Origin of the sequence: Streptomyces cyaneochromogenes (assembly GCF_003963535.1) — a bacterium.
In the GTDB taxonomy this organism is placed as follows: Bacteria; Actinomycetota; Actinomycetes; order Streptomycetales; family Streptomycetaceae; genus Streptomyces; species Streptomyces shaanxiensis.
This window is the reverse complement of sequence record NZ_CP034539.1, coordinates 6,274,011-6,295,233: the sequence shown is the minus strand read 5'-3', so window position 1 is coordinate 6,295,233 and position 21,223 is coordinate 6,274,011. Positions and strand designations below refer to the sequence as shown.

23 protein-coding genes are annotated in these 21,223 nt (G+C 69.6%); 17 read left to right on the top strand and 6 right to left on the bottom strand.

The annotated features are described in order from the left end of the window. Positions 1-811: 811 nt before the first annotated feature. Positions 812-1,351, top strand: coding sequence for a hypothetical protein (locus EJ357_RS28800; RefSeq protein WP_228472635.1), 540 nt, complete (start codon positions 812-814; stop codon positions 1,349-1,351). A gap of 49 nt (positions 1,352-1,400) precedes the next feature. Here EJ357_RS28800 and EJ357_RS28795 read toward each other — a convergent pair whose 3' ends face one another. Next, positions 1,401-1,796, bottom strand: coding sequence for a hypothetical protein (locus tag EJ357_RS28795; RefSeq protein ID WP_175647554.1), 396 nt, complete (start codon positions 1,794-1,796; stop codon positions 1,401-1,403). Between the two features lie 184 nt (positions 1,797-1,980). Here EJ357_RS28795 and EJ357_RS28790 point away from each other — a divergent pair, with 184 nt between their 5' ends. Next, positions 1,981-2,475 carry a DUF1877 family protein gene (locus tag EJ357_RS28790; RefSeq protein ID WP_126394434.1) on the top strand — a complete coding sequence of 165 codons (495 nt, stop codon included), beginning with the start codon at positions 1,981-1,983 and terminating at the stop codon, positions 2,473-2,475. Positions 2,476-2,565: 90 nt separating this feature from the next. Here the strand turns inward: EJ357_RS28790 and EJ357_RS28785 are convergent, their stop codons facing one another. The 3 genes from EJ357_RS28785 to EJ357_RS28775 all read right to left on the bottom strand — a co-directional run bounded on the left by EJ357_RS28785 (position 2,566) and on the right by EJ357_RS28775 (position 5,509). Then, positions 2,566-3,177 (bottom strand): hypothetical protein, encoded by a 612-nt coding sequence (locus EJ357_RS28785; protein ID WP_126394433.1) that lies wholly within the window; start codon positions 3,175-3,177, stop codon positions 2,566-2,568. A gap of 116 nt (positions 3,178-3,293) precedes the next feature. Beyond that, the gene (locus EJ357_RS28780; protein WP_126394432.1) at positions 3,294-3,797 is read right to left on the bottom strand and encodes a hypothetical protein; all 504 of its coding nucleotides are present in this window, start codon (positions 3,795-3,797) and stop codon (positions 3,294-3,296) included. A 101-nt stretch (positions 3,798-3,898) separates the two neighbouring features. Further along, positions 3,899-5,509 (bottom strand): beta-N-acetylhexosaminidase, encoded by a 1,611-nt coding sequence (locus EJ357_RS28775; protein ID WP_228473204.1) that lies wholly within the window; start codon positions 5,507-5,509, stop codon positions 3,899-3,901. A 215-nt stretch (positions 5,510-5,724) separates the two neighbouring features. Between EJ357_RS28775 and EJ357_RS28770 the strand changes: the two genes are divergently transcribed. From EJ357_RS28770 to EJ357_RS28735, 8 genes are all read left to right on the top strand, one after another. Next, positions 5,725-6,300 carry a 2-oxo-4-hydroxy-4-carboxy-5-ureidoimidazoline decarboxylase gene (locus tag EJ357_RS28770; protein WP_126394430.1) on the top strand — a complete coding sequence of 192 codons (576 nt, stop codon included), beginning with the start codon at positions 5,725-5,727 and terminating at the stop codon, positions 6,298-6,300. 188 nt (positions 6,301-6,488) lie between these two features. Next, on the top strand, positions 6,489-6,869 hold the full coding sequence (gene sdhC / locus EJ357_RS28765; protein WP_079056196.1) for a succinate dehydrogenase, cytochrome b556 subunit: 381 nt from the start codon (positions 6,489-6,491) through the stop codon (positions 6,867-6,869). Positions 6,870-6,874: 5 nt separating this feature from the next. Further along, complete coding sequence (locus EJ357_RS28760) at positions 6,875-7,357, top strand: succinate dehydrogenase hydrophobic membrane anchor subunit (RefSeq protein WP_126394429.1); 483 nt, start codon at positions 6,875-6,877, stop codon at positions 7,355-7,357. Positions 7,358-7,379: 22 nt separating this feature from the next. Next, a complete protein-coding gene (gene sdhA, locus EJ357_RS28755) occupies positions 7,380-9,134 on the top strand; it encodes a succinate dehydrogenase flavoprotein subunit (RefSeq protein ID WP_126394428.1) in 1,755 nt (584 codons plus the stop codon). Beyond that, positions 9,134-9,895 carry a succinate dehydrogenase iron-sulfur subunit gene (locus tag EJ357_RS28750; protein ID WP_126394427.1) on the top strand — a complete coding sequence of 254 codons (762 nt, stop codon included), beginning with the start codon at positions 9,134-9,136 and terminating at the stop codon, positions 9,893-9,895. The genes sdhA and EJ357_RS28750 overlap by 1 nt, the downstream gene beginning before the upstream one ends. A 149-nt stretch (positions 9,896-10,044) precedes the next feature. After that, positions 10,045-10,665 carry a hypothetical protein gene (locus EJ357_RS28745; protein ID WP_228472634.1) on the top strand — a complete coding sequence of 207 codons (621 nt, stop codon included), beginning with the start codon at positions 10,045-10,047 and terminating at the stop codon, positions 10,663-10,665. A gap of 3 nt (positions 10,666-10,668) precedes the next feature. Beyond that, positions 10,669-11,004: a hypothetical protein gene (locus EJ357_RS28740; protein WP_126394426.1), complete on the top strand. Its 336-nt coding sequence runs from the start codon at positions 10,669-10,671 to the stop codon at positions 11,002-11,004. A gap of 98 nt (positions 11,005-11,102) precedes the next feature. After that, positions 11,103-11,789 (top strand): hypothetical protein, encoded by a 687-nt coding sequence (locus EJ357_RS28735; protein ID WP_126394425.1) that lies wholly within the window; start codon positions 11,103-11,105, stop codon positions 11,787-11,789. On the opposite strand, the gene EJ357_RS28730 is transcribed toward EJ357_RS28735, so the two are convergent. Beyond that, the gene (locus EJ357_RS28730) at positions 11,727-12,653 is read right to left on the bottom strand and encodes a hypothetical protein (protein WP_228472633.1); all 927 of its coding nucleotides are present in this window, start codon (positions 12,651-12,653) and stop codon (positions 11,727-11,729) included. The genes EJ357_RS28735 and EJ357_RS28730 overlap by 63 nt on opposite strands. A gap of 199 nt (positions 12,654-12,852) precedes the next feature. On the opposite strand from EJ357_RS28730, the gene EJ357_RS28725 reads away from it, so the two are divergent. The 5 genes from EJ357_RS28725 (at position 12,853) to EJ357_RS28705 (ending at position 16,416) form a co-directional block, all read left to right on the top strand. Then, complete coding sequence (locus tag EJ357_RS28725; RefSeq protein WP_126394423.1) at positions 12,853-13,263, top strand: VOC family protein; 411 nt, start codon at positions 12,853-12,855, stop codon at positions 13,261-13,263. A gap of 163 nt (positions 13,264-13,426) precedes the next feature. Further along, on the top strand, positions 13,427-13,834 hold the full coding sequence (locus tag EJ357_RS28720; protein WP_126400157.1) for a hypothetical protein: 408 nt from the start codon (positions 13,427-13,429) through the stop codon (positions 13,832-13,834). Positions 13,835-13,916: 82 nt separating this feature from the next. Then, complete coding sequence (locus EJ357_RS28715; protein ID WP_228473203.1) at positions 13,917-14,399, top strand: thiol-disulfide oxidoreductase DCC family protein; 483 nt, start codon at positions 13,917-13,919, stop codon at positions 14,397-14,399. A gap of 159 nt (positions 14,400-14,558) precedes the next feature. Further along, positions 14,559-15,584: a trypsin-like serine peptidase gene (locus EJ357_RS28710; RefSeq protein WP_228472632.1), complete on the top strand. Its 1,026-nt coding sequence runs from the start codon at positions 14,559-14,561 to the stop codon at positions 15,582-15,584. A gap of 37 nt (positions 15,585-15,621) precedes the next feature. After that, on the top strand, positions 15,622-16,416 hold the full coding sequence (locus tag EJ357_RS28705; RefSeq protein WP_126394421.1) for a TetR/AcrR family transcriptional regulator: 795 nt from the start codon (positions 15,622-15,624) through the stop codon (positions 16,414-16,416). Between the two features lie 18 nt (positions 16,417-16,434). On the opposite strand, the gene EJ357_RS28700 is transcribed toward EJ357_RS28705, so the two are convergent. Then, positions 16,435-18,846 carry an MMPL family transporter gene (locus tag EJ357_RS28700; protein WP_126400151.1) on the bottom strand — a complete coding sequence of 804 codons (2,412 nt, stop codon included), beginning with the start codon at positions 18,844-18,846 and terminating at the stop codon, positions 16,435-16,437. Between the two features lie 187 nt (positions 18,847-19,033). On the opposite strand from EJ357_RS28700, the gene EJ357_RS28695 reads away from it, so the two are divergent. Together EJ357_RS28695 and EJ357_RS28690 are read left to right on the top strand one after the other, a co-directional pair. Next, positions 19,034-19,723 carry a response regulator transcription factor gene (locus tag EJ357_RS28695; protein ID WP_126394420.1) on the top strand — a complete coding sequence of 230 codons (690 nt, stop codon included), beginning with the start codon at positions 19,034-19,036 and terminating at the stop codon, positions 19,721-19,723. After that, positions 19,720-21,192 carry a sensor histidine kinase gene (locus tag EJ357_RS28690; RefSeq protein ID WP_126394419.1) on the top strand — a complete coding sequence of 491 codons (1,473 nt, stop codon included), beginning with the start codon at positions 19,720-19,722 and terminating at the stop codon, positions 21,190-21,192. The genes EJ357_RS28695 and EJ357_RS28690 overlap by 4 nt, the downstream gene beginning before the upstream one ends. Positions 21,193-21,223 lie beyond the last annotated feature (31 nt).

Genomic DNA, 21,223 nt, shown 5'->3' with positions numbered 1-21,223 from the left:
GTCGCTGAACCAACTGCGCCCGTTGTTCGTGGTGTTGGCGAACTCGAAACCCTTCGCCTTCGAGTCACGGACCGTCGTGTCGATCGACTTCCAGTCCGCCTTCTTGCCCGTGCCGGAACGGTAGGAGGTCGGCACTGCCGACAGCTCCGCCTCCACCCGGCCGTCGGACAACTGCCAGAACCGCGCGTTCGCCGTGCGCTTGCCCGTCAGCTCCTTGACCCGCTTCGCCTTCGGAGCGGCCTTCCCCTTCGGCAGCTTCTGCCGGTCGGCCACCTCCAACTCGTCGTGCGACGGAGGCTTGTCGTCGCCCTCGTCGTCGCCGAACCAGTCGGCGACCGAGTCGATGACGCCCTTGCCGTCATCGCCGGAATTCGCCACCGCGGGTGCGGCGTAAGCGAGTTGCGGAAGCGCGGTTGTCACCACCGCCGAAACGACAAGGCAGGAGATTATTCTCCCGTATCGGACTTTCACGCCCAGTGCCCTTTCATCTGCGGCGCACCCCCCGGGCGTTTGCGCGGGAATAAGGGCACACCAAGCCGCCGGACGGGTATTCCCGACCGGCCATGCCCGCGCGGAGGGCGCGAAGCGCCGCATGTCTAATCAGATGCAAACGTGCACGTCAAACGCTTCGACATTGGGGGCACTCGGTGGCAGTTCGGACATGAGGCCGCATACGACCTGGCCGTTTGTCCGTTGTGTCCATGGATTGGAATCGATCATTCCGCCTGAGGTATAACCGCGCGATTCGCACTCGGTTTCCAGGCGCGAATTACCCCTGTCCGACGAAACAACGACGAAAGCCAGGTCCGTCATGTCAGCCACCGAAACCCAGGAACCGACCGAGGAACCGACCGAGGAAGAGACCGGGGAAGAGACCGGGGAACCGACCGGGGAAGAGACCGGCAAGGAAAAGTCGGCCGGCGGCGATCGCAGCGCCCTCGTCGTCGCCGGCGCGGCCCTGGCCGCCTGCCTCGGACTCGTTCTGTTCGGGGTGCTGGGCGGCCTCGGCACCTCGGACGCGGGGGACGGCAAGGCCGAGTCGGACACGCCGACCGCCGCCGTGACGTACGAGGTCACCGGCGAGGGCCGGGTCGAGGTCAGCTACCTCGCGCGCAGCGAGGAGGGGAAGGCAACCGTCGACAAGGACGTCGAGCTGCCCTGGAAGAAGACCGTCGAGGTCCCGCTCGGCAAGGCTCCCGTCGTCAGCATCGTCCTGGACGGCAAGGGCGGCCAGGCCCGGTGCGCACTGGCCATCAAGGGCCGCCACGTCCAGAGCGCCACGGCCTCCGGCACGTACGGCAGGGCCACCTGCATGGGCGAGTTGCCGACTCCGGCAGCCGGCGCCCAGTGACGGGCGGCCGGGGCGGAGCGGACGGGACGACCGGCTCCACCCGCGCGCGTCACCGCCAGGGCTGCCCAGCCGTCGCGTCCCGGCACAGCAGCCGCAGCGACCCGTCGCCCGCGAAGCACCGCCGCGCCTCCTCGATCGGGTCCCACAGCTTGCCGTCGGGCGTACGGATCCAGTGGTCGCCGCCCGACGCCCACCACTCGGCGCCGGTCTGACGGACGATCACCTCACCGGCGTACGCGCCCAGACCGCGCAACGTGCTCTCCACGGCGGCCTGCGGCGTTCCCTCGCCGCGCAGGCCCTCGATCATCCGGTCGACCCGCCACAGGCTCTGCGCCGAGTAGTCGAGCCGCAGCCGCGCTCCCTCGCGCAGCATCGCCACCGCGTCCGCCGCCCACCGCACCGGCTTGGTCGCGGCTGAAGGCCTGGTCTCCGCTTGAGTCGTCACACCCTGGAGAGCGTGGGCGAACAGCTTTTCGTCACCCGGATCCGGCGGCTTCCCGGGACCGGTGCAGGACCGCCCCACCTCACTCCCACGACAGCCACAGGACTCCCCCAGGAACCAGGTTTACGCGGCAGCCCAGGTTGACGCGAGGGTGACGATTCGCCGCTGCCGTGCGCTCCAGTCACTGATGAGCATGTACTTCCATCTGCGCGCGGTGCCGCCCCCGGCCCTGCGCAACAGCGCGACCTGGTTCCAGCGCCTCTTCGAGGACGACTGGGACACCGTGCGGGAGCGGATCGGCCGGCATCGCGAGGAGGTGCTGGACAGGCAGTACGCCGAGTTCGAACTCCTCTACTCCGGCATCCCGCCCAACCGGACACCGGACGGCCCCTGTACCCAAGTGGTCCTCGGCGGCCGCCCGGTGTTCCCCACCGACTCCGCCCTGCCACCGTTCCAGCTGCTCACCGCGTCCCAGGTGACCGAGGTCGCCGGGTTCCTCAGAGCGGCCGACTTCGACGACCTGTGGCGGCACGCGCGCGTGCGCCTGCTCCAGCCGTACGACGTGCCCGACCCGGAGCCCCAGGTGCGTGGCCTCTTCGCGGCGACGCACCGCGATCTGACCGCCTTCTACGTGAGGACGGCCGAGTACGGCGACGCGGTGGTGAAGTGGCTGGTGCGCTGACAGCGGGACGCGATCAGGGCGAATCGGGGTGAGTCAGGGCGCAGGCCCGCGCAGGCCCCGCTCAAAGGCGCCCACCCCGGCCCAAGGACGTCAGCCCTTCCCCCGGGCCCTCCGCGACACCACCGCGCGCAGCACGCGCCGCCCCTCCGTCGACACCTCCAGCGCCCGGCGCAGCCCGCCCACGCCATGTCCGGCGAGGAGCTCCAGAACGCTGACCTGGCGGCGCAGTTCGGCGGCGACGAGCGGCGACATGCCCGCCGTACGGCCCGTCGCGGGTGCCCCGCCCGCGCGCACGGAGTTGAGCGCCTGGGGAAGGGCGCCCGCCGAGGACGCGTCGTCGTCCGCGGGGTCGAGCAGCCGGTGTATCTGCAGCGAGGCGACCGAGCAGGCGTCGGCCCATATCCTCGCCTCGGCGGCAGACCGGACGGCCGGGGCGGCGGCCAGCATCCGCCGGGCGAGCAGCGCGGCCTCGTCCTCGATGTCCTCGTCGTCCACGATCTCCGCGACGCCCAGCTTCGAGCGCGCCTGCTCCAGCAGTCCGCCCCACTCGGCCGGGTCGCCGCCCGCCGCGAGGTTGGCCCACAGCGGCCGCAGCACCTCGTCGTCACCGCCCAACAGGGGCACACACCGATCCAAACAAGCCAACCCGCTGGCGGCCAGTCCGCGTTCGTCGGCCTGAGCGATCAGTTCCACCAGGCTCATCCACGCCTCCCTAAGCGGGTCGTTCACGAGGGTCGGGGTCCCCGCACAGGCCCCTGGCGGGCACCTTCCTAACGGAGCCCGCACCGCCCCTTACTGCGTGCGACGGCCCGTGAGTGTCACAGCGGCACGACCCCGAGCCGATCGAGCAGCCGGAAGAAGAGGTTTTCGGCCAATGGGTCCGCATCAGCGGTGAATACGTCGATGACCGACTCGGCGTTCACCTCGTGCCCCGCCTCCGCCGCCCAGGCGACGGCCCGCTCGGCGGCGTCCTGCGGTTCCAGGAAGTAGTCCTCCAGCGTGAGCCCCTCGTCCCCGGCGCCGAGGTACCCGGCCATGGCGGCGCGCGCCAGACAGGTCGTCCACGCCCCGCTCTCCGGCGCCGCGGCCTCCACGACCACGCAGTCGCTGTCCATGACGTACCCGAAGAGCGCGGGCGCCCCGGTCTCGCGTGCCAGGTCGTTCATGTTCCCGACCTCGCCGTCCCCGCTCGGGTACTCCCACACCTGCCAGCCGCCCGGCGCGGAATCGCGCAGGGCCATGCCCTCGGCGCCCCCCAGCGCGTCCAGCTCCGCCAGCGGCCGCTCCCCGCGGCCCACGACGAAGTACCCCCAGTAGCCCATCCCGGTTCCCCCTGGCTGTTCGGTTTCGGCTCGGGCCGAATACACCACAGTCGTACAGGGGTCCGCAGCCGTATGGGCCAATCCACAGCCCGGTCCGCGGCTCAGCCCAGCCGGTCCGCCAGTGCCCTGAACTGCACCCAGGACAACTCCGGTGCCCCCTCGTCCCAGAGCTTCTGGACCAGCGCCCGCAGCGGCATCCGGATCCCGGCGGCGACCTGGGCCTGCGTCTGCGAGTTCGCCAGATCGCACCACACCGCGAAGGACCCGCCCAGGATCTGGTCGTCGTAGGTCTCCGGCACGGCCGTCGTCCCGCGCACGACGCGCGGCGTCCACTGCTCGTAGATCCGCTGCCCCGTCGGATAGACGAAGGTCTGCGGCTGCCCCAGCACGTAGTAGAGGAACTCGTCGTTGTAGTTGATCAGCTTCCGCCCGGCGCGCAGGTACTCCACCGGCACCCGCGCCCCGATCTCCTTGCCCGTCCAGTACGCCACCTGGATGTCCTTGTCCGGCTGGACGGACGTGTTCCGGAAGAACCCGTCGTTCCAGGCCCGCGCCGTGCGGTCGTGGGCGCGGACGGTGGCGGCGCGGTCGTTGAGCCATCCGGTGGCGAGGTCGGCGACGGTGGCGCCGGAGCCGTAGGCCTGACGGGCAGCGGTGGCGAGCTGCGGGTAGGAGGCCTCGGGGTTCGAGACGACGAGGGCCTGGTACTCGTCGGCGCCGAGGTGCCACTGGCTCCCCGGGAAGAGACCGGCGTACTCGTTCAGCAGATCGTCGACGATCTCGGCGGACCCGGCCTTGGAGATGTCGATGGCACCGCGCGTGGCGGCCCCGCCGGCATTGCGCAGCTGCAGATCGGGGTGTGCGGCGATGACGGCCCCCAGATGCCCGGGCGAGTCGATCTCCGGCACGACGGTGATGTGCCGGCTCTCCGCCAGCTCGACGATCTTCCTGACCTGCGCCTTCGTCAGGTGCTGCGACGAGACGACCTCGGGGTGCGAGTCGGACTCGATGCGGAACCCCTGGTCGTCGGAGAAGTGCAGCCCCAGCTGGTTGAACTTCAGGTCGCCCAGCTCCCGCACCCGGTCCTCGATCCAGTCCGCGGTGAAGTGCTTGCGGGCGATGTCGAGCATGAACCCGCGCACGGGCTTGGCCGGCTCGTCGCGCACGACGCCCTCCGGCGCCGTGCCCCCGCCGTGCACCTCCTGCTTGAGCGTCCGCGTCCCGTAGAAGACGCCCGCCTCGCCCGGCCCGCTGATGGCGACGCGCCCGTCGCGCACGGTCATGGTGTACGACTCCGGGTCGGCGCCCTTGCCGCCCAAGGTCAGCCGCACGTCCCCGGCGCGCGAGTCCTCCTTCTCACCGGCGTACGTCAGGCCCAGCTCACCGGCGACGAGCCGCCCCTCGTCGGCGAGCTTCGCGTCGCTCACGACGACCCGCTCCCCGCGCGCGGGACGCCAGCCGGGCCCCCGGGCTGCGCTGTGGGAGGTCACTGCGGGAATGGTCTGCGGAGCCTTCGAGACCGGATACGTCCGAGTGGGTGACGGAGTGGGTGCGGCCGGCTTTCTCGGGGCGGCCGAAGAGGCGGCCTCCGAGGTCCCCGGGGCGGACCTCCGCTGCTCCGACCCGCCCGGTTCCCGGTCGTCGCCGGTGGCCAGGAGCCCCAGGCTCACCCCGGCCCCGACCGTCACGAGGACCACCGCGACGATCAGCACCCAGGTCTGCTTCAGCGCCTTCTTCGCCGGTGCCCGGCGCCTGTGCTTGTGCTGGATCACCTCGCCAACGTAACTCCGATGCCACGTTCGGGCGTCCACCACACGTTCCGAAACTCTCCCGTTCGGCTGAAATTCGGGCATCGGTCGGACACGTCGCGTCCAGTCTCGATAACGTGAGCACCACTCCTTTCCCAAATTCCCCTGCCGAAACCCACGTGACGCCCACACACCTTCCTGGCCGAGTCGCCATACCGTCGCTCCCCGAGCAGACCCGCACTCCACCGCCCGCGAACGCGCTGGAGCCCTTCAACACCGCCCCCGCCGCCGAGGTCCGGCAGACCCTCCTCACCTGCCTGCGCAGCCCCCGCTGGGCCGACCGCCTCGCGGACCACCGCCCCTACCCCGACCTGGACGCCCTCCTGGCGGCCTCGGACGAGGCGGCGTACGACCTGACCCCGGCGGACCTGGCGGAGGCACTGGCAGCAGAAACGTTGCCGGTACTACCGGAGGGGATCTACGGAGCAGCCCATACAGCTCTCAATGCCGCGAACGCCGCATACGAGGCCAAGTTCGGTCACGCCTTCGTCATCTACGTGGACGACCTGTCGCCGGCAGAGGCTCTGGACCAGGTACTGCACGCCATCCGATCTCGATTGGCGAACGATCCGGACGAGGAACGAGTGCTGACGGCAGAGGAACTCCGGCGCCTCGCCAAAGGCCGGCTGGTTCGCGCCCTGAGGGGCGCGGGGAACGGCGCGACCAGCCAAGACGGCGCCGCACCCGGCAAATAACAGGACACCCCGCCCCATTAGCCGCCAATACCCCATCCGCGTGCCAGTTTGATCACATACCCAGGCCCCCGCTAAGCCGCGCGGCGCCACGTGGATACGATGCTGGGGGCCGGTGGACCGTACCCGGCCGGGCCCGACCGACAGCACAAGCCGGCGCGGCCCCAATCCCCGCTCCCGGAGGAACTTCCGTGCCGGCTGGAACGCTGTACCGCGGCCGGGAAGGAATGTGGTCCTGGGTGGCTCACCGAGTCACCGGCGTCCTCATTTTCTTCTTCCTGTTCGTTCACGTGCTGGACACCGCTCTCGTCCGCGTCTCTCCCGAGGACTACGACAAGGTCGTAGCCACGTACAAGACGCCGATCGTCGCGCTGCTGGAGTACGGCCTCGTCGCCGCCATCCTCTTCCACGCGCTCAACGGGCTCCGCGTCATCGCTGTCGACTTCTGGTCGAAGGGCCCGCGCTACCAGAAGCAGATGCTCTGGTCCGTCGTCGGCCTCTGGCTGGTGCTGATGCTCGGGGCGATCTACCCCGTCCTCGGCCACGCCGCTCAGGAACTGTTCGGGAGCTGACGCGCATGTCCACCACTGAGAAGACCGCCACCGGTATCGGCCCGGTCGAGGGCGAGTCCCTCTACAACGTCGACAACCCGGCCCCGTACATCGAGGCCCCGCGCAAGCGCACCAAGAAGACCCCGAGGTCCACCCGGGGCAACTTCGAGATGGCCGCCTGGCTGTTCATGCGCCTGTCCGGCATCGTCCTGGTCGTCCTGGTCATCGGCCACCTGCTCATCCAGCTGGTGCTGGACGGCGGCGTGTCGAAGATCGGCTTCGCCTTCGTGGCGGGCCGCTGGGCGAGCCCGTTCTGGCAGGTCTGGGACCTGCTGATGCTGTGGCTCGCCATGCTGCACGGCGCCAACGGCCTGCGCACGGTCATCAACGACTACGCGGAGCGCGCGAACACCCGCCTGTGGCTGAAGGGCCTGCTCTACACCGCCACGGTGTTCACCATCCTGCTGGGCACGCTGGTGATCTTCACCTTCGACCCGAACATCCGCTAGGCACGGGGCTGAGGCAACCACCATGAAGATCCACAAGTACGACACCGTCATCGTCGGCGCCGGTGGCGCCGGTATGCGCGCGGCCATCGAGTCCACCAAGCGCAGCCGCACCGCCGTGCTGACCAAGCTCTACCCCACCCGCTCCCACACGGGCGCCGCGCAGGGCGGCATGGCCGCAGCGCTGGCCAACGTGGAGGAGGACAACTGGGAGTGGCACACCTTCGACACGGTCAAGGGCGGTGACTACCTGGTCGACCAGGACGCCGCCGAGATCCTGGCGAAGGAGGCCATCGACTCGGTCCTCGACCTGGAGAAGATGGGCCTGCCGTTCAACCGGACCCCGAACGGCACCATCGACCAGCGCCGCTTCGGCGGTCACAGCCGTAACCACGGCGAGGCCCCGGTCCGTCGGTCCTGCTACGCCGCGGACCGCACCGGCCACATGATCCTCCAGACGCTGTACCAGAACTGCGTCAAGGAGGGCGTGGAGTTCTTCAACGAGTTCTACGTCCTGGACCAGCTGATCACCGAGGTCGACGGCGTCAAGAAGTCGGCGGGCGTCGTCGCGTACGAGCTCGCCACCGGTGAGATCCACGTCTTCCAGGCGAAGGCCGTGATCTACGCGTCCGGCGGCTGCGGCAAGTTCTTCAAGGTGACGTCGAACGCGCACACGCTGACGGGTGACGGCCAGGCGGCGGTCTACCGCCGGGGTCTGCCGCTGGAGGACATGGAGTTCTTCCAGTTCCACCCGACCGGCATCTGGCGCATGGGCATCCTGCTGACGGAGGGCGCCCGTGGTGAGGGCGGCATCCTCCGCAACAAGGACGGCGAGCGCTTCATGGAGAAGTACGCGCCGGTCATGAAGGACCTCGCGTCCCGTGACGTCGTCTCGCGCTCCATCTACACGGAGATCCGCGAGGGCCGCGGCTGCGGTCCCGAGGGCGACCACGTCTACCTGGACCTGACGCACCTCCCGCCGGAGCAGCTGGACGCCAAGCTCCCGGACATCACCGAGTTCGCCCGTACGTACCTCGGCATCGAGCCGTACACGGACCCGATCCCGATCCAGCCCACCGCGCACTACGCGATGGGCGGCATCCCGACGAACGTCGAGGGTGAGGTCCTCCTCGACAACACCACGGTGGTCCCGGGTCTGTACGCGGCCGGTGAGGTGGCGTGCGTGTCCGTCCACGGCGCGAACCGTCTGGGCACCAACTCGCTGCTGGACATCAACGTGTTCGGCCGCCGGGCCGGCATCGCGGCGGCGGAGTACAGCCAGAAGGCGGACTTCGTCGAGCTGCCGGAGGACCCGGCGCAGCTCGTGGTCGACCAGGTGGAGAACCTGCGCTCGTCCACCGGCACCGAGCGGGTGGCGACGCTCCGCAAGGAGCTCCAGGAGACCATGGACGCCAACGTCATGGTGTTCCGCACGGAACAGACGATCAAGACGGCGGTCGAGAAGATCGCGGAGCTGCGCGAGCGCTACAAGAACGTCTCGATCCAGGACAAGGGCAAGCGGTTCAACACGGACCTGCTGGAGGCCATCGAGCTCGGCAACCTGCTCGACCTGGCCGAGGTCATGGCCGTCTCCGCGCTGGCCCGCAAGGAGTCCCGCGGCGGTCACTACCGCGAGGACTACCCGAACCGCGACGACGTCAACTTCATGCGCCACACCATGGCGTACCGCGAGGTGGGCGACGACGGCACCGAGACCGTGCGCCTGGACTACAAGCCGGTCGTCCAGACCCGCTACCAGCCGATGGAGCGTAAGTACTGATGGCAACCCCCGTTATGGACAAGGTGGAGGCCGAGTCCGCCGCGTCCCCGTACATCACGGTCACCTTCCGGGTCCGCCGCTTCAACCCGGAGGTCTCGGCCGAGGCGGTCTGGGAAGACTTCCAGCTGGAGATCGACCCGAAGGAGCGCGTCCTCGACGGCCTCCACAAGATCAAGTGGGACCTGGACGGCACGCTGACCTTCCGCCGCTCCTGCGCCCACGGCATCTGCGGCTCGGACGCGATGAGGATCAACGGCAAGAACCGTCTTGCCTGCAAGACCCTCATCAAGGACATCAACCCCGAGAAGCCGATCACGGTCGAGCCCATCAAGGGCCTGACGGTCCTGAAGGACCTGGTCGTGGACATGGAGCCGTTCTTCCAGGCGTACCGGGACGTCATGCCCTTCCTCATCACGAAGGACACGAACGAGCCCACGCGCGAGCGCTTCCAGACGGCCGAGGACCGCGAGCGCTTCGACGACACCACGAAGTGCATCCTCTGCGCGGCGTGCACGTCGTCCTGCCCGGTCTTCTGGAACGACGGCCAGTACTTCGGCCCGGCCGCCATCGTCAACGCGCACCGCTTCATCTTCGACTCGCGTGACGAGGCCGGCGAGCAGCGCCTGGAGATCCTCAACGACAAGGACGGCGTGTGGCGCTGCCGCACGACGTTCAACTGCACGGACGCCTGCCCGCGCGGTATTGAGGTCACGAAGGCGATCGCCGAGGTGAAGAAGGCGTTGATCACGCGCCGGTTCTGATTTTCCCGGCCTAACCTCGGGGCCCTGTTTCCGTCACTTCGGAAACAGGGCCCTCTGGTGTTTTTGGCCGGTTCACGCTCCTGCTGAGGGAGGTGTTCCGCCGTCACACTCCGAAGCGCGGGTTCTGAAGCGCTGACGGAGGGGGAGGCGTGGCGGAATACCAGGCGCCCGACACCAGGAAGAATCCCTGGAAGGTACCCAAACCATACGGGTACGGGCCTGCCAGTGCGTCTGCCCTCTTCATCGCTGCCCCTTTGCTCACGGCCGCCGCTCTCGGGTTGGCCGGTGTGGTCGGAGGCGCAGACGACGAGTTCCAGTGGCCAGGCCCCATCCTCTTGCTCCTCGTCATCGCGGCTCTCGCACTGATCGCGAGTATTCAGCTCGCCTATCACGCCCGCCTGTACCTCTATTCCCACGACGACCTGGTGAGCTGGTTGGGGCCCGGCCATGTAGAGGCCTTTCCGAAAAAGCTGAGACTGCAGCAAGCAGCGGACCAGAAGATCTGGGCCAGGTACCAACTCCGGGCAGTTCACGCCTTCAACGCGGGCACCATGCTGCTGGGCCTCGGAATCGCCGCCGCGCTGGTACCGCCGGACTGTGGCGAACAGCCGGAGTGGCGGTGGGCCGCGGCTGTGGTCGTGTTGATCGCCACAGTGGTCGACGCGGTTTGGGTGACTTACATGCACATGAAAGCGCTCAACAAGACGAGCAACTGGTTCTACAAATCCGTTCACTGGCTCATCGAGAAAGTACGAAGTGGAGAGGGATGACACATGCTGAGCCACACCGACCTTCCCGGATTTCCGCCGCCGGACACAGAGGATGCACCACCCACCTGTGTGCAATGCGGTCAGCCCGTTGTCCCTGACCCACCTGCCGACTGGGGCGGCTATGAATCGGGGGACGTCGCCAAATGGGTGGCCACGCTGCCTGCTTGTGGTGCGGCAGCCGACGCAGAATTCCCGGATCTACAGGGGATGCTTACGGCTCACGAGCCGAACTGCGACTACCGCGAACTCCCGCCCGCTGTCATGTGGTTCATGAACGAGGAGCTTGCCGACGACATGCGCCGAAAGCTCTGGGAGGCTCGTCAGCCCTGCCGCGAATGAGTATCACCCGGCCCGCTGACCACCGCCGTATCTTCGCCCCATTACGATGACGCCGCGCGCCGCCTCCGCAATGCGGCGGGAGGGGGAGTCGGCCGGCGATGGCGGAGCGTGGGCGGCAGGCGTCGCGGATCAGGACATGGCTCGGGCTGGCCGCGGTGGCCGCCGGCTGCTATCTCGTCGGCGACCCCGCGCACCGAGCCCGTGCCGCACTGGAGTTCGCCGCCGAGTGGTGGCCGTGGGCGCTGCTGGGCCTGGCCGCGGTCAATCTGCTGCGCGCCGCGATACCGCCCACCTCTCTCATCGGCCCCCTCGTGCTCGCAGCCGTGGCGACGGTCGCGCTGGTGACGGCCGGTGATGTCAGGGCGCACCTGGTCACCGTCCTCGCGCTGCCCGCGGCACTCGCACTCAGCGGTGTCGTGCTCATCGGAACTGCCGCACCGAGCGGCAGAGGCAGCCGCTGGAGCCGGACCCTGACGACCGGAAGGGTCGTGATACCCGCGGAGGCGAGCGCAACCCTCACTCTGCGAGCCGTACTCGGTGAGCTCCAGGCCGATCTGACGCGGAAGGCGGCAGCGAAACGGACCACGGTGAACGTCACGGCGATCGTCGGCCATGTGCGGGTGGTCGTACCGCGAGACCGGTGGGTGAAGGTGAACACCTCGGGAGCCCTGCTGACACGCATAGCGGAGACAGGGCCCGTGCCGAGTGAACCTCCCGACCCCTCAACCGGATTCGTCATCCATGTGCTCGGCGTATGCGGATCGGTTGGCATCGTGCGGGTGTGACCAGCCCTCGCCGTGGTGGTAGTCGACGCGGGCGCGTCCTCGTCCCGTGAACCGGGCGGTGACCTCGGCGAAGATCTCCTTCTCGGCGGCCGCGTCCTTCGGCAGCGGGTAGTGCAGCGCATCCAGCAGTTCGAACCGGTGCAGGTCGTAGACCGCGTGCATCAGCCCCGAGTAGGCCAGGGCTGCGATCACCGCTCCCTTGTAGGCGACAGCCGCGAGGATCAACGCCCCACCGCAGAGCCACCATGAGTACGGCTCGTCGTACAGGGCGACGCCATACGTCAGGGCCACCGCCAGGAAGCTCCAGCAGAGGTTCACGGCGGTGTCCAGAGCATCCCTCGTCGAAGTCAGCGCTTCCGACATGCGGTCCGAGATCTGCATGTAGATACGCGGCCACGAGGCAAGGGTGGAAAGACCGTACCGCTCGCCCGCGCTCAACTCCCCGAACCTCAACGCATTGCCCAGCGCGGTCGGCAGCAGCAGGTCCGCGGGTGGGCGTGCGCCCAGTCGGCGGCCGGCGTCCGCCCGCACCTCACGGGCGGCCGCCGTCGAGGCCGTTTCCTCCGCCCGCTCGCGCAGCGCCTCCCAGCGCCTTCGCTGGACTTCGATCAGTACTCCGGCGAGCCCGGCCGTCACGGGCCAGCGGTACCAGTACCCCTCCAACACTCGTACGGCCCGGACCTGGAACGGCTGGAGCAACAGACCCAGGACCGACGCACAGGCGGCAAGGACCGTCAGGGTTGCGGCCATCGCCGCCGGGGTTTCGGGGAGTACCCGCTCCCAGTGGCCGGGCCCGACGAAGGCACCGGCCCGCAGCAGGGCCCAGAGGCAGACGACAAAGAGCGCGCACGGCACGAAATGCACCGCCAACACCCGCCGCACGAAGCCGCCCCCCTCCGCTGGTCCGGTCTGACTTGCCCACGTGTCTCACCCGTCACTGACCACTCATCAGTATGACTTCAGGAGCCGGCGGCATGGACGGAACAACAGCAGGCCGATCTCGACGCCAAAGGGGACGGGGACAATCACCGGTTCCAGCCGATCATCCCCTTACTCTGACGACATGTCAGATGATGAGTCGTACGAGCTGCTCGGGTTCGACAACGTGCTACTGCCGGTCGGCGACCTCGGTGAGGCCGTCCGGTTCTACGAGCGCGCCGGGTTCGCGGTCGGGTTCCGGCTCGACGAGGCCGGGATCGCACTGCTGAAGGTCGGGGGCGAGACGCCCGGGATCCTGCTGCGGCACGAGGAGACGCTGGCGCACCGGTCGCCGCCCTGGCCCTCCCCGCGGGTCTGGCTGGAGGTGCCGGACGCGCGGGCGGCGGCGCGGGCGTTGAGTGACGTGGGCATCGCACCGCTCGACGAGCCCGCCTCCGGGGTCACCGGCTGGACCGTCGAGATCGCCGACCCCTGGGGGAACGTCATCGGGTTCACGGACTACACCAAACGGCCGGCGCTCGGGCGCAGACCCTGACCGAAGGCGCGCCCGGGCCTCCCCGACGGCCTCCGTGGTAGCTGGGATGGAGGTGTGGCGGACGCGTGACGGAGACCTCACCCAATTGAGTTGAACATGTTCAAAGGCAGGGCCTACAGTCATCCCTGTCAGCATTTTGAACGTGTTCAAGAAGGGGGAGGCCATGGACCGCACGGTCATCGCCTACGTCATCTACCTGGTCGTCAGCATCGCCCTCACCGTCTGGGTGGCCCGCACGCTCAGCCGCAACGGGCGAATCTTCCTCGCCGACGTGCTGCGCGGCAACGAGCAGCTCGCCGACGCCGTGAACCACCTCCTGGTGGTCGGCTTCTACCTCGTCAACCTCGGCTTCGTCGCGCTGTACCTGAGCGACGACGACACCGTCGTCGACGCGCGCGGGGTCTTCGAGGCCCTGTCGACGAAGCTCGGCGTGGTGCTGCTGGTGCTCGGCGTGATGCACCTGGGCAACGTCTACGTCCTCAACAAGATCCGTCGGCGCGGCGCGATGGAGCGGGAGCAGGTGCCTCCGGTCGCCCCGCAGAACTGGGTCGCCCCGCCGGCCGGGGCGTGACCCGGTGGCCGGCAAGACGGACGCCGTCGCGGCAGGCGGGCCCAGCGCTCCGCACCCCGGGCCCGCCGCCCCGGTCCGCCGGCTGACGGTTCTCTACGACGCCGACTGCTCCCTGTGCTCCTTCGTGCGCGACTGGCTCGTGAAGCAGCCCCAGTTGGTGCCACTGGAACTGGTGCCGGCCGGATCCGAGGAGGCCCGGCGGCGCCACCCCGGCCTCGATCACGGCGCCACGCTCGACGAGATCACCGTCGTCGGCGACGCCGGGCAGGTCTACCAGGGTCCCGCCGCCTGGATCGTCACCCTTTGGGCCCTGCGCGAGCACCGGCCACTGGCCCATCGCCTCAGCACTCCGTCGGGGGCGCGGCTGGCCAAGGGTGCCGCGCTCGCCGCCGCCAAGTGGCGCGGGGCACCGTGGCCACAGGGGGCCCAGAGGACACAGAAGGGCGGGCCGCAGTGGGGCGGGCGGGTCTATCGGAGCGCGGAGGGGTGGTCGTACGACCCGAGTTGGGGCTGGACGTACAACCCACCCGGTTGTGACAGCGACGCCTGTGCCAAACCATCCTGAACGGCCCGCTTTCGGACTCCGTTTTGGCATGCGCCCTTCCAAAACGGTGCTGGGGTTGGCACGCTGCCTCCCGGTTCTCCACTCCGCACTCGCACCGACTGTCTGTCAGCCGGGCGGCCCACCCGGTCGTCCGGTCCCCCCATAGCAGAAGGAGTACGCGTGAGAGGCATACCCGGCGTCACCCGCATACCCCGTCCCGTCCTCGGCGCCCTCGTCGGCGTCACCGCGCTGCTCACGGCCGGCGCCCTGGCCACCCCCGCGGGCGCCGCGCCGAGGTCCGACAGCCCCACAGGCGTCAGCTCGGTCTCGGGGGGCGCGCAGCAACAGGCCCGTGACTTCTGGACCTCGGAACGGATGCGCGCGGCGACCCCGCTCGACCTGGTGACCGTCAACGGCCATGTCGACGGCGGCTCGGCACCCGCCAAGGGCACGGCGACCACCGTCGCGCCCACCTCCCCGGCGGCGAAGGCAGGGAAAGCCGCCGCGGACATCGGCCTGCTGACCTTCCCGAACAGCGGCGGGCAGTGGACCGGCGGCGGCTCGGTCGCGTCCACGGCGGGGCGGGTGTTCTTCACCTACCAGGGACGTACGGCGTCCTGTTCCGGCAACGCCGTCACCAGCGCCAACAAGAGCACCGTCATCACGGCGGGCCACTGCGTGAAGCTGGAGGGCGCCTGGCACACCAACTGGGTCTTCGTGCCCGGCTACCACGACGGGCAGGCCCCGTACGGCCGGTGGTCCGCGTCGAAGACGCTGTCCACACCGCAGTGGACGGCGAGCGAGGACATCAACTACGACGTCGGCGCGGCCGTCGTCGCCCCGCTGGACGGCAAGCTGCTGACGGACGTCGTCGGCGGGCAGGGGCTGGCCTTCAACACGGGCTACAACAAGGCCATGTACGCGTTCGGCTTCCCGGCCGCCGCCCCGTACGACGGCGAGAAGTTCATCTACTGCAGCGGCAACACCAACCGCGACTTCCTGCTGTCCAACGACCACGGCATGAACTGCAACATGACCGGCGGCTCCAGCGGCGGCCCCTGGTTCACGCAGTTCAACGAGTCCACCGGGACCGGCCTGCTGTCCTCGGTGAACAGCTTCAAGTACAACTTCCTGCCGAACCGGATGTACGGCCCGTACTTCGGTGCCGACGCGCAGAACCTGTACCAGACGGCACAGGCCTCCTGACGGTCGGCGCAAACGCCACTCGTTAGGCTCTGTCTCCGTGTCCTCGAAGAACGACAGCCCTGAACAGGGCGATACGCCCACCAAGTCCGAGCAGACCCGTGCGCTGATCCTGGAGACCGCCATGCGGCTGTTCCAGGAGCGGGGCTACGACAAGACGACGATGCGGGCGATCGCCCAGGAGGCCGGGGTCTCCGTCGGCAACGCGTACTACTACTTCGCGGGCAAGGAACACCTGATCCAGGGCTTCTACGACCGGATCGCCGCCGAGCACCGCGCGGCGATCCGGGACGTCCTGGCCCGGGAGACCGAGCTGGAGGCGCGCCTCGCCGGCGTGCTGAAGGTGTGGCTGGACATCGCCACGCCGTACCACGAGTTCGCGGTGCAGTTCTTCAAGAACGCCGCCGATCCCGACAGCCCGCTCAGCCCTTTCTCCGCCGAGTCGGAGCACGCGCGCGTGGAGGCCATCAGCATCCATCGGGAGGTGCTGGCGGGCGCGACGAAGACCAAGGTGCCCGAGGAGCTGCGGGACGTGCTGCCCGAGCTGATGTGGCTCTCCCAGATGGGGCTCGTCCTGTACTGGGTCTTCGACCGGACCGAGGGCCGTGAGCGCAGCTACCGGCTCGCCGAGCGGGGCGCCCGGCTGACCGCGCGGGGCGTCTCACTGGCACGGTTCCGGGTGCTGCGGCCGCTGGTGCGCGAGGTGCACGAGCTGTTCACGGACTTCCTGCCGGGGATGACGAACGCCCTTGCGGATCCGGCCAGGAAGAAGGCGGACGGGGCGGACCGTAAGGCCACCGGCAAGGGGGCGCCCGCCGAGGACGAGCGCCCCTGAAACCGCCTCCGGGGAGCGTCAGTTGACGGCGTCCACCTCACCCTCGGCCAGCTCGACGTCGTACACGAGTGGCCCGTCCGTCACGACGACCTGCCCGGCCCGGGATCCGTACGGCTCTGCGGCCGTCGCCAGCAGATACGTTCCCGGTGCCGGTACCGACACGATGTACGAGCCGTCGGCCAGGGAGCTCACCCGGTCCAGCTGACGTCCGCCCTTGGTCAGCAGCGTCACCGCCGCGCCGTCGACCGGCTCGCCGTCGACGGTGCGGACGAAGCCGTGCACGACCGACGTCCGGCCCGCGACGACCGGCTCGGCCTCCTCGGCCACCGGCTCCTCCTTCGGCTCGACCGCGAGGTGCGGCAGCCGCTTCTCCAGCCAGTCCGGCAGCCACCAGTTCGCGTTGCCGAGCATGTGCATCGCGGCCGGCACCAGGGCCGTACGCAGGATGAAGGCGTCCAGCGCGACGGCCGCCGCGAGGCCGATGCCCGCCATCGCGCCCTCCATGTCGCCGCTCAGCACGAACGCGCTGAACACGCAGATCATGATGAGGGCGGCGGAGTTGATGACCCGGCTGGTCTCCGCGAGGCCGACGCGGACCGCGCGCGCGTTGTCCTTGGTGTGCACCCACTCCTCGTGCATCCGGCTCACCAGGAACACCTGGTAGTCCATGGAGAGGCCGAACAGCAAGGACAGCATGATGACCGGCAGGAACGACGTGATCGGGCCCTCCTTGCCGACGCCGATCAGCTCGGTGCCCCAGCCCCACTGGAAGATCGCCACCAGGACGCCGAAGGACGCGGCCGCCGCGATGAGGTTCATCAGCGCGGCTGTGAGGGGCACGACCAGCGAGCGGAAGGCCACCAGCAGGAGCAGGAAGCCGAGCGCGATGATCGTCGCGATGAAGTACGGCAGTCGGTCGCCGGTGACGGAGGCGAAGTCCTTGAAGACCGCCGTCACCCCGCCCACATGGGCCTCGGCCCCCGACTGCGGGATCACCTCGTCGCGCAGGCGGTCGATGAGCTGGTCCGTCTGCTCGGACTGGGGCGAGGTGGTCGGCACGACCTGGATGACCGTGACGCCGTTCGCGGGCGGTACGGCGGCCACCTGGGCGACGCCCTCGGTCGACTTGATGCCGTTCACCAGGCCGGCCGGGGCGTCGCCCTCGACGACCACTTGCAGCGGGCCGTTGAAACCGGGTCCGAAGCCCTCGGCGAGCAGGTCGTAGGCCTGGCGGGTGGTCTGCGACTCCTGGTGGTTGCCCTGGTCGGTGGCGCCGAGACGGAGCGACAGCACCGGGATCGCGAGGGCCGCCATGACGACGACGGCCATCGCCGCGACCGGACGCGGGCGCCTTTGGACGTACGACGACCAGCGCGCCGCCAGGCCGCTCTCCTCGGCCGGCTCCGGTCCCGCCGCGGCGAGCCGGCGCCGCTGCCGACGGCTGAGCACCCGCATGCCGAGCAGGCCCAGGAGGGCGGGCAGCAGGGTGATCGCGGCCAGCACGCTCAGCACGACGGTGAGCGAGGTCGCGACGACCACACCGTCCAGGAAGCGCATGTTCATCACCAGCATTCCGGCGAGCGCGATGCACACCGTGCCGCCCGCGAACAGCACCGCGCGGCCGGAGGTGTTGAGGGCGGTCACGGCCGCTTCCTGCGGCTTCATGCCGCGCAGGATGCCGCGCCGGTGCCGGGTGACGATGAACAGGGCGTAGTCGATGCCGACGCCGAGCCCGATCAGCGAGCCGAGCAGCGGGGCTACTTCAGGCACGTCCGTGACATGGCTGAGCAGCATCGTGCCGACCAGGCCGGTGCCGACGCCCGCGATCGCCACGACGATCGGGAGCAGCATCGCGAAGAGCGAGCCGAAGGCCAGGAACAGCACGACCGCCGCCGCCAGGATGCCGACCGCCTCCGCCGTGCCCTGCGGGGGCTCCTGGGTGCGGGCGATCGCCTGGCCGCCCAGCTCGACCTGGAGGCCGTCGCGTTCGGCGGCCTGTGCCGTGTCGACGACGTCCTCGATCAGTTCCTTGGGGATGCCGTTCGCCTGCTCGGTGAACGTGATCTGGGCGTACGCGATCCGCCCGTCCCGGCTGATCTGCGCGGCCCCTTGCTCCGCGTACGGGTCGGTGACCTCGCCGACCCCCTTCATCCGCCCGATCTCCTGAAGCGCGGGCCCGATCCGGGACCGTACGGACTCGTCCCGCACGCTCCCCTCATCCACCTTCCACACCACCGTGTCGGTGTCGCCCGCGCGCTCCGGGAAGGCCTTCTCCATCAGGTCGTACGCGGTCGTGGAGTCCGTGTTCGGGAGGGAGAAGACGTTCGCGTAGTTCGTGCCCGCGGCCGAACTCGCCGCGCCCAGGCCGAACAGCGCCCCCACCCACAGCAACAGGACCACCAGCCGGTGCCGATAGCACCACCGTGCCAATGCCGCCACGCTCAACGCTCCTTATTCGGTTCGGTCGGTCCCCCAGGTCCTGGGCAACAGGATTGGCGGCGCCACGCGCGCGTGGCAGATGACGGCCATGACTCTCAAGGAACTCCAAAGCAGACTCTCAAGGAACTCCAAAGCGACCGGCCCCCCGACTGTCAGTGGCCCCGCCGATACTGGGGGCATGACGACGGCTTCTGGCACCGTGCTGGTCGTGGAGGACGAGGAGAGCATCGCGGACGTCCTCGCCATCGCGCTGCGCTACCACCGCTTCGAGGTCATGATCGCGGGCACCGTCCGCGAGGCGCTCGCCCTCGCCGAGCGCACCCGGCCCGACGTGGCGCTGCTCGACGTCATGCTCCCGGACGGCGACGGCCGCGCCCTCGGCCGTGAACTGCGCGAGCGGCGCCCCGACCTGGCGCTGGTGTTCCTCACCGCGCGCGACGCGCCCGCCGAGATCGTCGGCGCCCTCGGCTTCGGCGACGACTACATCACCAAGCCCTTCGACGTCGACGTGGTCATCGCCCGGATCACGGCGGTGCTGCGCCGCACCCGCCCGGCCGACGTCCTGCCGCAGCGCCCGCCCCTCAGATACGGCGATCTGGAGCTGGACGAGACGACGTACTCGGTGCGCCGCGCGGACCACACCGTCGAACTCACCCCCACCGAGTACGCGTTGCTGCGCTTCCTGGTGCGCAACGGCGGCCGGATCGTGCCCAAGGAGCAGCTCCTGCGCCATGTCTGGCAGTACGAGCACACCCCGCCCGAGTCGACGGTCGTCGAGACCTACATCAGCTATCTGCGGCGCAAGCTGGACGCCCTGGGTCCGCCGGTGATCACCACACGGCGCGGGGTCGGATACGGGCTGGCATGAAGGCCTTGAGGATCCTCGACGTCTGCCGCCGGCGAGGCATCCACTCGCTGCGCGGCAAGCTGACGCTGGCGAACGTGGCACTGCTGGCCGTCGGCATCGTCGTCGCGACCGCGGTCAGCCTGATGACCGCGCGGTTCTACCTGCTCGACAAGGTCGACAGCGAACTGAAGAGCGCGCGCACCACGCTGGGGAACGCCGGGTTCACGCTGCAACAGATCGAGTCGCTGAGCGAACTTGGCGTCGCGCTGGACAGGTTCACCGGCAGCGGCGCCACGGACACCGATCCGCTGCCGAGCCCGGCCATGGTCTACGTCGCGGTCGACTCCGCCGGGCGGCCGGTGCCCCTGGGCCCGCTGAAGCCGACAGCCCGCCAGCACTCGCTCGCCGCCGCCGCGAAGGACCCCCTCGCGCTCGCCGGCGCCGAGGAGCCGCGGGACGTACGGGTCGAGGGGGAGCGCTACCGGATGGTCGGCGCCCGACTGTCGGACGGCACCGTCGTGCTGATCGCCGTCCCGACCGAGGGCCTGCACGAGGGCATGGGCAAGGCGCTGAAGATGGACCTGGCCGTCGGCACGCTGCTGCTGGCGCTGCTCGGCTGCCTGACCATGCTCAGCGTGCGCCGCCGGATGCGGCCGCTGGAGGACATGGTGGAGACCTCGTCGGCGATCGCCGAGGGCGATCTGACCCGGCGCGTCCCCTCCAGCCGCGACCCGACGCTTGAGGTCGAGCAGCTCCGGGTCGCCCTCAACTCCATGCTCCACCAGGTGGAGTCGGCCTACCGCACGCGCGAGCGCAGCGCGGCCCAGCTGCGCCGCTTCGTCGGTGACGCCTCGCACGAGCTGCGCACCCCGCTGGCCGCGATACGCGGCTACCTCCAGCTGTACGACAAGGGGATGCTGACGGAACCGGCCGAGCGCAAGCGGGCCTGGGACCGGATGAACGGCGAGGTCGACCGCATGGGCCGCCTCGTCGACGAGCTGCTCACCCTCGCCCGCCTCGACCAGCGGCCCGAACTGCGCTTCCGCAACGTGGACCTGAGCCGCCTGGTGCGCGACGCCGCCGAGGACCTGCGGGTGCAGCAGCCGGAACGGCCCATCACGGTCGGCGCGGACGGCACCCTGCTCGTGCGGGCCGACGAGTCGGGGCTGCGCCAGGTGCTGGGCAACCTGCTGAGCAACGTACGCACGCACACGCCCGCCGATGTGCCGGTGCGGCTGGGGGTGGAGCGGGCGGACGGGGTCGTACGGCTGTGTGTCGAGGACAAGGGGCCGGGGCTGTGCGAGGAGGACGCGGCACGTGTCTTCGACCGGTTCTTCCGGGCGGGCGGGGGCGCGGGCAGCGGGCTGGGGATGGCGATCGTGCAGGGGGTGGTGGAGGCGCACGGCGGGGAGGTGGCGGTGCGGACGGCGCCGGGTGAGGGGGTGGCGGTGATGGTGACGCTGCCGACGGGGGCGGGCTCGCGGTCGTAGCCGCCTTCGCTTTACGGTCGTGACGAATTCG

Coding starts and splice junctions, on each gene's coding strand:
- EJ357_RS28800 (WP_228472635.1), top strand. CDS start 812: ATGTCAGCCACCGAAACCCAGGAACCGACCGAGGAACCGACCGAGGAA.
- EJ357_RS28790 (WP_126394434.1), top strand. CDS start 1,981: ATGAGCATGTACTTCCATCTGCGCGCGGTGCCGCCCCCGGCCCTGCGC.
- EJ357_RS28785 (WP_126394433.1), bottom strand. CDS start 3,177: ATGAGCCTGGTGGAACTGATCGCTCAGGCCGACGAACGCGGACTGGCC.
- EJ357_RS28780 (WP_126394432.1), bottom strand. CDS start 3,797: ATGGGCTACTGGGGGTACTTCGTCGTGGGCCGCGGGGAGCGGCCGCTG.
- EJ357_RS28760 (WP_126394429.1), top strand. CDS start 6,875: ATGTCCACCACTGAGAAGACCGCCACCGGTATCGGCCCGGTCGAGGGC.
- sdhA (WP_126394428.1), top strand. CDS start 7,380: ATGAAGATCCACAAGTACGACACCGTCATCGTCGGCGCCGGTGGCGCC.
- EJ357_RS28750 (WP_126394427.1), top strand. CDS start 9,134: ATGGCAACCCCCGTTATGGACAAGGTGGAGGCCGAGTCCGCCGCGTCC.
- EJ357_RS28740 (WP_126394426.1), top strand. CDS start 10,669: ATGCTGAGCCACACCGACCTTCCCGGATTTCCGCCGCCGGACACAGAG.
- EJ357_RS28735 (WP_126394425.1), top strand. CDS start 11,103: ATGGCGGAGCGTGGGCGGCAGGCGTCGCGGATCAGGACATGGCTCGGG.
- EJ357_RS28725 (WP_126394423.1), top strand. CDS start 12,853: ATGTCAGATGATGAGTCGTACGAGCTGCTCGGGTTCGACAACGTGCTA.
- EJ357_RS28720 (WP_126400157.1), top strand. CDS start 13,427: ATGGACCGCACGGTCATCGCCTACGTCATCTACCTGGTCGTCAGCATC.
- EJ357_RS28695 (WP_126394420.1), top strand. CDS start 19,034: ATGACGACGGCTTCTGGCACCGTGCTGGTCGTGGAGGACGAGGAGAGC.
- EJ357_RS28690 (WP_126394419.1), top strand. CDS start 19,720: ATGAAGGCCTTGAGGATCCTCGACGTCTGCCGCCGGCGAGGCATCCAC.